Below are 12,798 nucleotides of genomic sequence, written 5' to 3'. Positions count from 1 at the left end.
CTCAAGCCTGTATTATTTTTAAAGGACCCCAACATGCAATTAAGAGATAAAACACTCGGACAATTGGCGTTATCTATTCCAAGAGCCTCATCATTTTTTCGCCAATATAATATGGATTTTTGTTGTGGTGGAAAGCAAACGCTAAGCCGTTCCGCAGAAAAGTTAAATTTAGATATTGAGCTGTTAGAAAACCAATTAGCTGAATTATCTACAGAGACATTAGAAAAAGATTGGCGAGAAGCACCACTTAGTGAAATTATTGATTTCATTGTTGTTCGTTATCATAACAGGCATAGAGAACAGTTACCCGAGCTCATATTACAAGCGCAAAAAGTAGAACGAGTTCATGCCAACAAACCCACGGTACCCAATGGGTTATCCAAATACTTAGAAGCTCTACTTGAAGAGCTTGCAAGTCATATGATGAAAGAAGAACGTATTTTATTTCCAATGATCAAAAATGGATTAGGGCAAAATGCAGCGGGCCCCATTAGTGTTATGGAGCAAGAACATGATGACGCTGGCGATTTATTAGAAGCGATCAAAAGCATTACTCATAATGTAACGCCACCACCAGAAGCCTGTACGACTTGGCGCGTTTTATATAATGGTATTAATGAACTAATCGATGATTTAATGAACCATATTAATTTAGAAAATAATTTATTATTCCCTAGAGCATTAGCTGGAAATTAAAATTATCGTCATAGCATATCGCTACTCAGCAGTGAGTAGCGATGGTTTTACGACGGCCAAAGCCCCTCAGATTCAATCGCTAACGAAACGATATCATAGGTATTTTTATTCCATTTATTTTCTGTACAAGTGAAAACGAGTTCAGTTGGAGGAACAAAGCCCGTTTTGGCATCAACCCCTTTTGAACCAAAAACAAAGGCGAGCAAAGCCGTAAATGGTGCTGAGTTTACGGCCAAATCAGTGAGATCTAATTTGATTTTTTTTATTTCCTCGTCATTATCAAAATAGCCCGTAGCATAAATATAAATAGTACTTTGTTTTTCTGAGGCGTGGTTAATACTCGGTAATAAGAAATCAATTTTTTTCGCAGTAAATCGATATTGTTTTAACATAGATAATATCCATCTTGATGAGATAATAATTACCACCAATTTAAAAAGTATATCTATATATAATGAATAAGTTTCTTATATTCAAACATATCAATTAACACAAACTATAAAATTATATAACAGCACTGTTATATAATTAAAAAGAGTTACCTAATAAAATAGGTAACTCTTTATTTAGAAATGACTAATGATTTTATTTATAGTGTTGCTTGATTTGTTGCGAAATAGCCAATCCACGCCTTGCTTCTTTTTCCGCGATTTCCACCGATAAACCAATATAGGATCTTGGGTCCAACATGGCTTTGATTTCGTCATCACTGAACGCTGCGGTGATCACACTATTTTTAGTCAGGTTGGTATAAAAATCTTCACCATCAGCTGCCGTCTTAATCGCTTCTTCGTATAACAGTGCGTGAGCTTTATCTTTACCTAATTTTTCTGCCATCTTCATCATGACGTACTCAGTATTATCTAATCCTTTATTTCTAAGTACGTTATGTAGCATTCTGTCCTCATGAGGAACGATGGTTCTAGACAGCTCTTCCGTCCTTAAGAGAATTTCTGTCGTCAATTCTAAAGCTTCTTCTATTAGCCCATCGAATAACATATAGGAACTACTGTCCCCTTCATATGGTCTTACTGCAGAATACATTCCTACACTTGGTAAGGAATAAAGTTTCTGCGAATTAGCAATAATTCCCTTGGCTAATTTTGGGTTAATTTTATGGGGCATCGTACTACTGCCAACGGTACCCTTAGTAAACCCTTCAGAAACTTCCGCTATTTCTTCTAAGGTTGTGCTATAAACTTCTTCGCCGATTTTATGACAAATGTTAGCCATCAGTGCCAAATTCGCCATATATTCTAATTTATGGGTACTGAGGTTTCTTGATGGCACTTCCATCGCTTCCATTCCAGTTAATTCAGCGACTCTTTTTTGCACTGCCATGCCAACTTCTGGCATCGAGTTAAATGCACCAACCGCCCCTCCCATCATAATGGTGAATACGCGTTTTTCACATTCTTGCATGCGCTGATAACAATCAATGAAATCACTGATCCAAACTGAAACCTTATAGCCATAGGTAATCGGAATAGCATGACGCCCATGAGTTCTTCCTGGCATGACCATATGTTTGGTTCTTTCGGCTAAATTCGATAAGTTCTCAATAATTTCGCTCAGCAACAACATAAATTTGTTGTGTACTGTTTTCATCATATACAGCTGTGAACTTTGCTGAATATTCTGCGTAGTAATACCGTAGTGAATGTATTTACCACTTTCTTCTGAGCAGGCGTTCACGAGTACCTTCAAAAAAGGTACAAAGCCATGGCCAATTTTTTGGTAAATACGGTTCATTTCTTCAAAATCAATATTCTCTATAACCGCTTTTTCTTTTATTTCATCTGCCGCAGACTGGGGAATAAACCCCAACTCTGCTTGCGCTTGAGCTAACATTGATTCAAACATTAACCAAGTTTTATATTTCGCTTCATTAGATAGCAGATCTTTTATACCACGGTCATCAATTGTTTTACTTTTAGAATCGTATAATGCTCTCATTTTGTGTCCCTTCTCTATTTCTTCATTGCTTCATCAACAGCATTGCGAACAAACTCAACCTTCGGTCCATAAACAACGTGGACATGGTTTGCCGATGGAAAGAAGAATGCGGTACATCCTGATTCCAACATTAAATCTTTATTGATTTTATTGACTTCTGCGACATCGATACGCATACGGGTAATACAGTTATCTACGTTACGAATATTTTGTTTACCGCCTAAAGCTTCAACCAGAATTTCCGCAATTTCCCCATAACGCTTTTCTTTAATTAATGTATTTTTCAAGTTACTCGATTCTTCACGTCCTGGCGTTTTAATATCAAATTTGATAATCGCCCAGTAGAAGATGAAATAAGTGACAACCGCTAAACAGCTCCCGATGATGACTAAGAATATCCAGTTAGTGTGCTCGTACAGCAATCCAAAGATAGTAAAATCGAATACTGTTCCTCGAATATAACCAATAGCGACTCCAGCCAAAGACAGTAATACCGCGCCGATACCTACAATGATGGCGTAAATTAAATACAGTAAAGGTGCAATAAATACGAAAGTAAATTCGAGTGGTTCAGTCACGTTTCCGAGCATCGCAGTTAATACCATCGTAACTAACATGGATTTCACTTCTGCACGGTTTTCTTTTTTCGATGTTTTATAAATCGCTAATGCGATCGCTGGGAACAAGAACAAGGTCACTAACATTTGCTGCTGTGCCATAAAGCGAGTCAAGCTTGGCATCATAGCCCAATATTCACTGTCAGGGCCTTGTTTAAATAAGACTTCTGTTAATGCAGGAACAACACCGACAAAGGTTTGTCCATCAATAACATACGTACCACCCGCTTCTGTAAATCTAAATAATACGTTCCAAACGTGGTGTAAACCAAAAGGAATAAATAAACGCTCACCACCCGCAGTAAAGAACGGACCTACCGGGCTTAAAAAGACGGCTGATAGTTTCATTAATCCCATAACTAACACTTCCCAGATGAAAGGAAGTGTCGCACCAACTATGATCATCAAGCCAATCATAATGATGGAAACAGATTTCTTACCTGAGAAAAATGCAAATGCGGTTGGTAGTTCAAGGTTATAGTATTTTTCGGTTGCCCATGATGCAATTAACCCTGTAATGATCCCCCCCGCAGCACTGATATTTAAGGTTTGTATGCCAAGTACTTTTATCTGCCCCACTTGACTCATGATTGCTGCATCAGCAAGTTTACCTGTTAGAACTAACCAGATATTCATGGTAATCAACAAGGTCAAGTAACCGACTACGGAGGCAAAAACCGCAATCCCCTTATCTCTTTGGTTCATACCATAAGCAACCCCCATGGCGAACAAAAGAGGAATATTATCGAAAATTACCCCTGCAATAGAACGAATACTGATGAGTAATGCGTTAACAGTTTCATTTCCAAGGAATGGAAAACGCGCGATCATATAGGTTTGAACTAACGCGCCACTGATGCCCAATATCATACCAATAGGTGCTAAAACACCGATCGGAAGGAGTAATGTTCTCCCAAAGCGTTGAACAGATTCACCAAACTTTCTTCTGGCCATACTTTTTCCTTATGACTTCTATTATTAGAATTAAAGGCATACTAGCTCGGGGGTTTTATAAAAGAAATGATGTCTCGGTTTTAAAGATTATCTTAGGTCATGATTTATGACCTAGGTCATTTTGAAACGACACTTTTTAAAAGCGTGTTAAGTGAAAATTAAAACTAAGTGGAGCAGTAACTAAAGTAAGCTTTCTAGTTCATTAATCAGTAAATCGACGAGAATAAAAAAACCAATTCTCGATTTTGTGTCATCGCGCTTAGTGTCATAACTATCAGCAAAGCAGAAAAGCGAGTTATCAGTATAGGTGGTTAACTCATTCGTATTAAATGCAGTCATACTAATGATATTCGCCCCTTTTAACTGAACAATTTTAGCCGTTTCAATAATTTTTTTAGTCCCACCAGATAAAGAAATAAATATCACGGTATCATCTTTGCTGACTAACCGAGTGAAGGAATCAGAAAGATTGTAGTCATTGATAAAAAAGCAGTGTAAACCGAGTGCAAAAAGTAAATGCTCAAGGTAGTAGCCAACCGCTTTGCTTGTCCCTCTTGCAACAATAAAAATATTTCTAGAGCCATGCAGAATCTTAGCGCAATCCTTAATTTGTTCTTCATTTATTAAGGTAAAGCTCTTATTAATATTCTTTTCTAACTGTTTTTTATACGATGATATATTTACTTTTTCTATTTTATTTTGCTCTAAAATAGAGTTGTTAATTTGAAACTTAAGCTCTTTGAACCCACTAAACCCTAATTTTTGGGATAAATTAATAATTACCGTTTTTGATACAAAGGTTTTAGCAACTAATTCATTGATATTTAAATAAGGGATATCCGCTATATTATCTGTAAGATATTTTAATACTTTCTTTTCGCTAATGGTTAAATTATCGTAATTTTTCAAAAAATCTAGCATACCCCCTCCTATCAATGTGATGAGTTAACCCATCATATTATTGACCCAAAAATAACTTAGTCAGTCACATTAAATCAATGTAGGTGCTCAATCCGCCGATTATACGATAGATCATAGTGCGATGGGGGAGTTAAAGAGAGTTTTTTGTGAGTTAGCCCGACAATTTAATGAAAGCAAAAAAATTACCTATCTTTTGCTTAGTATCGATGAATGAACATAAGCAAAAAATAGGTAAAAAATAAATAATAATGTGTCTTTTTAGCCCGTCTGACTACTGGCATTCCGCCGTTAAAGTTCTTACTGGCGAATCTGCAGTAACTGCAATCGTGTCTAATGCAGAATAGTTAATGGTACACTGACCCGATTGACCACCCCATTTAACGTTAATACGACCAGTATTTGGTAACCCACTCATGTAAAGTTGGCCATTTGAACCCACAATTCCGGTATTGATATCGTTTTCATCGTCTTCTGATACTAACGTCGCGATCGCCCCAAAAGGTGGGATTTTCCCCGTGGCTTTCAGATTAATAATCGCTTGATAACCAATTTTGGTTTTAAACTTACGCTTAATAACCGCCCCTTCCGTTGGATATACCATCATCGAGGTGTCTTTAAAGGTCGTATCATCCGGTAATGTGTTCACATTAACCGCAATTTGGTTAGCCGTGTTACTGGATAACTGAGGAATAATGGCATTCCCAAAGCGGTCAAATTGCGCGCCAGAGGATAATGACGCCCCTTTTGCCCCCTCTGCGGTGATAATCGCAATCGTATCCCCCACGTTTGGCGACAATGTGACCCCATCTGAATGCGCAACTACACCGCCACTTAGGGTACCGTTCATTGAGCGGCTCATATCTGAATAGCTGTAACCGGCTGATAATGTTGCGTTGTTCGCGGAGTAAGTCCCATTCAGGCTTCCCCCGTAGTTGTTATTGTAACTGTCATAGTTCTGGTAGATACCATAACTAAAGCGACTCTTCATCGCGCTACCAGTTAACCCTGCTTGATGACGAGTTTCACCGTGCTGATCTACACTGACCCCATAACGCGCGCTCATGGTTTGTGCCATTTCACTGTTCGTCAATAAGCTGAGCGGCACAGACACATCAAAGGAAACCACGCGGTTCTCAGGCCAAGTATTGTTATAGCTCTTCACGCGGTCAACCATATAACTGAGACTATAAGAAACCCCTTTATAGTTATTGTTATAAGACACCCCCCAACCGAGGTATTTGAGTTTTGGCCGCCCCAATAAGTATTTTTTGACGCTCTTAAAGAAAGGGAACCATAAGAGTCAAAAGATTGGTTAATTGAGGTTTGGAAACTATAACGTTGACGCGCTCCCGTCCAAGGCGCTAAGTCATCTTTAATTGCATAACCGGCATTATTGTAATCTGAGAACGAATAGAAGTTCTCAGAGGTATAACGTAATGCCGTTAAGTCAAATGAGGTCCCCGTTGACAACAAACTTTTTGAGTAACGGATACGATAGGATTGCCCTTTGAGGCTTTTCCCTGAAAACCGAGCATCCGAGTGGGTAATATCGGTAGATAACGCCCCTAATACACCCAACGATAAGCCGACCCCACCCACAAAGGAGTTATACCCATTAGAAACTAACACCCCACCATAGGTGGTGATGTTATGTGGTAGCCCGATGCTGAAGGAACCAAGCGTAAAGTTTTTTCGCTCAGAGTCCACGGCAATTCCGCCATTGTAACGACCCGCGGAAATTTCATAATTATAAGCGCCTTGGCGCTCCATCATTGGCAGCGAGGAATAAGCCTGAGTGAAAACAGTTTGTTTGCCATTTTCTTCTTCAACCGTGACTTCCATATCCCCGGCTAAGCCGCTGGCAGGGATGTCACGAATAATAAAACGCCCTGGCGCCACAAAAGTTTGGTAGACCACACTGCCGTTCTGGCGCACAGTGACAGTCGCATTGGTGTTCGCCACCCCTTCCACTATAGGTGCAAACCCTTGCATGCTGCTAGGGTCAAGCTGAGGGTTTGATTTTAGCGTGGCGCCTTTCATAGGAATGGCGTCAAAAATATTCCCGCCTGTCGAGATTTCCCCGGCTTTTAGCGTTGATTTAATCGCATTAATGGTGCGATAGATATAAGTATTGGAAAAGTTGGAGTCACTTGTGCTGGAAGACCCACTGCTTTTACTGTAGTTATATAAATAGCTCGTTCTTAGGCGCCATGGCCCCATGTTGATCCCTGCATTGATATTACTAAACAGAGAATCACTGGTACCTGCTTTTTGGTGATATTTGCCCAGTTGGCGGTTATTACTGTAGTTAAAGACATAGTCCATCACTAACGCGGTAACACCATCATCGCGTAATTCAGGCGGTACATAGCCAGCAAAGTTTGGCACCATGGCAATTTGAGGAACGGATAAATTCACCGTCAACGTTTGTACATCAAAGGTGATGGCAGCATCGGCAATGTAACTGGATAAGTTTTCAATCTTCGTGTCTTCACTCAAATCTCTTAACTTGGGCAGAGATGCCGTATTAACACCCAGTTTTTTCAGTTCGCCGACTGTAAAGACGGGGGCAACATGACCATCTTGCTGTTTTTCAAATGCGAGATTAAATTCCCCTGACGGGATCATGTTAACATTAACGACCACGTCATAGACGCCGGGCGTTAATGTATTGTTATCCGCAAAGTCATTTAAATCGAGTTGAGAAACGTCTATCCCACTGCCGTGCATTAATAGGCCGGGGTCAAAATACGATTCGGCATGCATAAAAGAGGGGGCCATTGCATAGCAACAAATAAAGACCTCTAATGCAATTAATTTTATTTTCATCCCTTTCACTGCATCACCTTTCGTTATTTATTCTTGTTATTTATGTTTCAATCGATGTTTATTCTATGGATTGAGGAGATAACTCCATTAAATTTTCATCGGTAAATCGCCATTCGATTTTTCCAGCCTTCGAATTAGGTAATGTAATGTCTTTGGTTGAAAAAGGCGTTAATGTTATTTCCCTACCTTCATTTTTAATACTATTTCCAGCCACTTTTAAATAATCAAATGATAGATAGAACGGGGTTGGATTTTCAATCTGTAATAAATTACCTTTGCGAGTTATCTTAACTTTTTTCGCTAATTCAGCGGTCTTAAGTTCTTCAATCGCTTTAGGGCGATAGATTAATTTAAAATAGAAATTCGGGATAATATTCAATTGGACGCTATTTTCTTTTTTATTTTTCCCTTCATCAGGAATAGCTCTAATCCCAATCCAATACAAACTTTCTCTATCTTTTGGTATATCAGTATTATTAATTTGATTACTAATTCGACGGATATTCCATGAGGTTTGAGTATTAGGGTCCATTTTCTTTAGCGGAGGTAAGATAATAAATGGAACTTGCTCATTTTTATTTTCACTTTTAGGAAGTAAGGTCGCTTCATCAATATTAGCAACCCAAGCTTCCATTAAATAGCTATTGGGGTTTGCATTAGTCATATCAACACTAATACCGCCTGAGTTGCTTTCATTATAAACATAACGCTTTAGTACAAAGTCAAATCCTGTTGAGTTATCCGCCGATGCAATTAGTGGATAAAGTAGAATAATAAACCAAAAGGACCATACGCTATTTTTAATCATGTTGAGTACCCTTTAAGATGAGTGGTTTTGCTTTTGTTTCTCCACCATAATCATTGATTATGCTCCACTCTAACTTTGATATTTTTCTATTTGTATTTAATTCAACTGTTGAGAATGGGGCTACCATTGGTGCTCTATCACTATCATAATCGATGTTATCCATCTTTATATTTACTAAGGTATAGTAATAAGGAGATGGGTTTTTAATTACAATTTTCTTTCCTACCTGAGTTGCTGTTAGTTTATTAATGTAATCATTAACATGACCATTAATTCCATTTGGACGGTAGAACATCTTTATTACAATTTTTGTTGATAAGTTGAATCTTGTGTTCACCTTATCACTATCATCATTATTCCTTTGTTGTGTCTCAGGAATAAAATTAGACATGAGATAAAATAAGGACTCTCTATCATTAGGTAAATCGCCTAATGATTTTGGTATGATTTTCAATGCGTTATTTGAATTTTCTTTTAGTGTTACAATTGGAGGTATGACTGTGAAATTTTCACTAGCCTCACCCTCCTTTTCTAAGGTTGAAAAAATTAAGCTTTGTACCAGATATTTTTTTCCACCACTATTATGTGCTGTAATACTTTGACTTTTATCATTCTGAGTAAAGATAACCCTTGAATGGTCGAGTGAAACCGCAGCAAATGAAGCTTGTGATACAAAAACTATGCCTAATAAGGCTTGTATTATCTTTTTCATTTAAACTTCCGCTATATTATTAATCGGCATAATAGCCAATAGTTAATGTTGCAGAGAAATCACCATCGCTAGGGTTACAATTGCTTTCAGCGCAACGTAATTTGGCTGTCACCATTTTTGTTTCACTGACACTTTGAATATTATCCCAAATTATTGAGGCTGCATCTGGCTTTAATAATGAGCTCTGATTAACATCAATAACCCGATTTCCTTCTAATAACTGAACACCGATGACACCATTTGGGTCATCATTGAAGAAGTTTTTGCTGCCATTTAATGTATTACCTGATGCTAAATAAACCGCCGCCGTTTTTTGATCCGTCGTAGTACAATTTCTTAAACCAATCGAGAAATTCTTTGCCACTGTATCCTTTTTAATTTCACTGACGGTTGTGACACCAGATGCATTACCAAATATAATTTCATTTGGGACATCGATTTCACAGGTCTTAGCTAAAAATAAAACAGAAAATTGGTATTCTACTTTGTAATCATCTGCCGCCATCACGGGGTAATGCATGAGGAGCATTAAAAAAGTCAGTAACCCCTGTTTTATTTTTTTCATGGCTCTTAATCCTGATAATATTCAAAAGTAACCGCAGCATTAGCATCGCCTGGCTTAACGTTATTCTCTCGTTTGACAAGGCTAACTTGGTAATTCACAACAATTGAATCGCTGGTTGTGGAAGGAAATGTGGAAATCCCTTCATCTTTCACCGCCTGACAATTTTGGTTGTTATTGTCGCAGGATTCAAGTAAAAAACCCGTTTTAGTTGTATCTGCTAATCCAAAAAAAATACCATTATTAAATGTTGTTGATGCGGCCGATTTAGATTTTATTTTAATTTTCTTTTCAGTACCTGCCGGGAAATTCTGACAAGTAATGGTATAAGAAAAACTTTCAGTTTTTATCGGTTGATTAATTGGGCTTTCGTCAACATCAGATGCTGTTAGCATTCCACTTTTATTAAAATCAATATATTTATCTAACTCACTGTTATCATCAAACTCACAAGTTCCTTTTATGATTTTGGTTTTGAACTGTATTTGCCCATTCTGAGCAATAATTGAGCCTGAGAATACAATGACACTTAGCGCTAATATCCCTTTACTCAACAGTCCCATGATATTCATTGTATCCTCCAAGGTCGTTGATAACAGCCCACTTAACAGCGCCCACTTTTGATTGAGAAACAAAGTTCATTTCAGCAAATGGGGCAATAACATTATTTTGTTTATTAAGCTTAATCGCTTTGTTATTAACAGATAAACCAGCCAAATTGATATAGTAAGGCGAGTTATTGACTACCTTAACGCCATTGGAGGTACTTTTAGTTTTGATGCCTTTAAATGCTTCTTCTTGCTGCATCGGCAGATTAGCCGGTCGATAGAAAATTTTAATAACACTTTCTAACCCGACTTTTACCCCATCCGCTTTATCGGATTCAGGGACATTTCTTGAGTGAAAGTAATACATACTTTCACGATCGATCTTTTGGAAACTTGTGTGTGAGCGCTTTTATTTTAATAATATTACGTTGTTTTGGCGCTAATTTAAAAATAGAAGGTGTAATGACAAAGTAACCTTCAGAAGGTGTTTTGCTGTCTAATTTTTGTGTAATAAAACTGGCGACTAAATACGATTTACTGTCTTCATTTCGTGCAGTAATTGCAGCAGAGTTTGTTGCTTCATCAATAACAATACGCGTTTGACTTAAACCGACACCCGCTTGAGAAGAAAACGAAAAAGCAAATAAGATAAAAAGTAAGGATTTTAATTTTAGCATTCTTTTTTTCTCTTATAATTTGCAGGCAGCAATAAATTACTGCCTGCTTTACTAGCTAAATTAACGCACGACGGTGATTAGTCGTATGCTACGCTGAATGTTACTGGCACATTTAAGTTTTGTGCGACAGCATCAGAAGCCGTTGCGTACAGACCAGCAACAACTGGGATGACGTAGTCATTTTTACCGGTTACTTTCAGGTCAGTAATTTCAGTTGCGATGTTAGGTTTAACTTCAGTTTTTGCTTTACCAGCAGCTAATTTAACACCGATTTGTGATGCTTGAGCGTCAGCAAACATATCTGAGTGACCAGTTAATGCTTCACCAGTTGCTAAGATAGAAACAGTCGTTGCATCAGCAGTTTGGTTTGCAGAATCGTCATAAACTTTAGTACAGTTATTTAAAACTAAGTTAAAGTTTGCTTCAGATAATGCTTTAGTAGTGTCTAGGTTTTCAGTTGAGTGTGTACCTAAGCTAACTAAATCTTTAGAAGCGCTGATATCACAAGTTGCAGCAACTAAACGTGCATTAAAGTTAACAGTTGCATCTTGTGCAGCAAAAGCTTGAGAAGAAAGAGTAGCAACCGCGAATGCACCAACTAAAGCAAGTTTATTCAATTTCATAATAATCATTCCTAAGTATGTGAAAACGTCTTAATTTAAAGATTAAATTAATGGGTATATAAATTTTAGAATTACAGATTAAGTTTTTATTTTATTAATGTAGATTTAATATGATTTATCTCATTATTAAACCCAAACAAATAAATATATTTATTCGGCCATTTAATAAAAATTAAACTAGCTTATAAGTAAAAACTTAACTTTAAAATATCTTTATGTCTATTTAATTAACTCTTGTCTACCAGAGTTCGTGGATAATATTAATTCTACTCATATAGGTTGTCAAACCGGTGGGAAATCCATTTTTATGGTTTTTAAATAGTTTTCAAATTGTTATTTTCAATTAATATCAATAGGTTATGTTTTTTATATGTAGCTTAACTAATATTTCGAGTGGCATTTCAGTGTTATATGCCAAGAGTGCGTTCATTGTTGAGTTTATTTAGACACAAATACTAAAATTAATATTTATACATAATTTGTCGCTAAAAATAACACATGAGATGCGTATGCAGGCTAAATGTTACGAATAACTACGAGGTGTGATAAAAATACCTTTTATTGATTTTCTATTAACACTTAAATTAATCTTGATCATTTTTAATACTCATCCATCCGCTTGTTATTAAATCAAGCATCATTTAATAACTTAAGAATACTCTGATGCATTTAAGATTCAACGTATAAATTCTTTATTCTGTCATTCAATCTAAAGATATTCATACTAGATAAGCACTCTGATAGCTTTGCCACCTATTTTATCGGTGATCCAAACAAGCCTACTCCTTAAGAACCCACCTGCTTAACTGGCTTCTCAGGTTGATAAATTTTTTAGCGCTCTTCGAACTTTCGGCCAATACCCTCCGACGTACTAAATAAAGACAATTTTAGCTAT

Annotated in this window: 14 protein-coding genes; 1 reads left to right on the top strand and 13 read right to left on the bottom strand. The window is 37.1% G+C overall.

All coding sequences use genetic code 11. From position 1 onward, the window contains the following. Positions 1-33 precede the first annotated feature (33 nt). Complete coding sequence (ytfE, locus tag ABE954_RS00945) at positions 34-696, top strand: iron-sulfur cluster repair protein YtfE (protein WP_042843317.1); 663 nt, start codon at positions 34-36, stop codon at positions 694-696. A gap of 47 nt (positions 697-743) precedes the next feature. Here the strand turns inward: ytfE and ABE954_RS00940 are convergent, their stop codons facing one another. The 13 genes from ABE954_RS00940 to ABE954_RS00880 form a co-directional block, all read right to left on the bottom strand. Next, on the bottom strand, positions 744-1,088 hold the full coding sequence (locus ABE954_RS00940; protein ID WP_042843316.1) for a hypothetical protein: 345 nt from the start codon (positions 1,086-1,088) through the stop codon (positions 744-746). 193 nt (positions 1,089-1,281) lie between these two features. Then, positions 1,282-2,652 carry an adenylosuccinate lyase family protein gene (locus tag ABE954_RS00935; protein ID WP_042843315.1) on the bottom strand — a complete coding sequence of 457 codons (1,371 nt, stop codon included), beginning with the start codon at positions 2,650-2,652 and terminating at the stop codon, positions 1,282-1,284. A gap of 14 nt (positions 2,653-2,666) precedes the next feature. Further along, positions 2,667-4,223, bottom strand: coding sequence for a PTS transporter subunit EIIC (locus ABE954_RS00930; RefSeq protein WP_042843314.1), 1,557 nt, complete (start codon positions 4,221-4,223; stop codon positions 2,667-2,669). A 180-nt stretch (positions 4,224-4,403) separates the two neighbouring features. Then, entirely contained in the window at positions 4,404-5,144 is a 741-nt protein-coding gene (locus tag ABE954_RS00925) for a MurR/RpiR family transcriptional regulator (RefSeq protein ID WP_042843313.1), read from the bottom strand. Between the two features lie 271 nt (positions 5,145-5,415). Continuing rightward, on the bottom strand, positions 5,416-6,318 hold the full coding sequence (locus ABE954_RS00920) for a fimbria/pilus outer membrane usher protein (RefSeq protein WP_371025890.1): 903 nt from the start codon (positions 6,316-6,318) through the stop codon (positions 5,416-5,418). Next, a complete protein-coding gene (locus ABE954_RS00915) occupies positions 6,303-7,973 on the bottom strand; it encodes a fimbria/pilus outer membrane usher protein (protein WP_371025700.1) in 1,671 nt (556 codons plus the stop codon). The genes ABE954_RS00920 and ABE954_RS00915 overlap by 16 nt, the downstream gene beginning before the upstream one ends. Before the next feature lie 58 nt (positions 7,974-8,031). Then, positions 8,032-8,781, bottom strand: coding sequence for a molecular chaperone (locus ABE954_RS00910; protein WP_166687530.1), 750 nt, complete (start codon positions 8,779-8,781; stop codon positions 8,032-8,034). Further along, positions 8,774-9,493 (bottom strand): molecular chaperone, encoded by a 720-nt coding sequence (locus tag ABE954_RS00905; RefSeq protein WP_042848886.1) that lies wholly within the window; start codon positions 9,491-9,493, stop codon positions 8,774-8,776. The genes ABE954_RS00910 and ABE954_RS00905 overlap by 8 nt, the downstream gene beginning before the upstream one ends. A gap of 19 nt (positions 9,494-9,512) precedes the next feature. Then, positions 9,513-10,058, bottom strand: a complete 546-nt coding sequence (locus ABE954_RS00900; protein ID WP_042848885.1) for a fimbrial protein — start codon at positions 10,056-10,058, stop codon at positions 9,513-9,515. 5 nt (positions 10,059-10,063) lie between these two features. Then, the gene (locus ABE954_RS00895; RefSeq protein WP_042848884.1) at positions 10,064-10,627 is read right to left on the bottom strand and encodes a hypothetical protein; all 564 of its coding nucleotides are present in this window, start codon (positions 10,625-10,627) and stop codon (positions 10,064-10,066) included. Beyond that, positions 10,602-10,970 (bottom strand): molecular chaperone, encoded by a 369-nt coding sequence (locus ABE954_RS00890; RefSeq protein ID WP_369099170.1) that lies wholly within the window; start codon positions 10,968-10,970, stop codon positions 10,602-10,604. The genes ABE954_RS00895 and ABE954_RS00890 overlap by 26 nt, the downstream gene beginning before the upstream one ends. Positions 10,971-10,974: 4 nt before the next feature. Then, a complete protein-coding gene (locus ABE954_RS00885; RefSeq protein WP_371025699.1) occupies positions 10,975-11,280 on the bottom strand; it encodes a molecular chaperone in 306 nt (101 codons plus the stop codon). 77 nt (positions 11,281-11,357) lie between these two features. Next, a complete protein-coding gene (locus tag ABE954_RS00880; RefSeq protein WP_166696568.1) occupies positions 11,358-11,903 on the bottom strand; it encodes a fimbrial protein in 546 nt (181 codons plus the stop codon). Positions 11,904-12,798 lie beyond the last annotated feature (895 nt).

This window comes from Providencia sp. TYF-12, assembly GCF_041344805.1.
GTDB lineage: Bacteria > Pseudomonadota > Gammaproteobacteria > Enterobacterales > Enterobacteriaceae > Providencia > Providencia huashanensis.
This window is presented reverse-complemented; position numbering and strand designations above follow the sequence as displayed.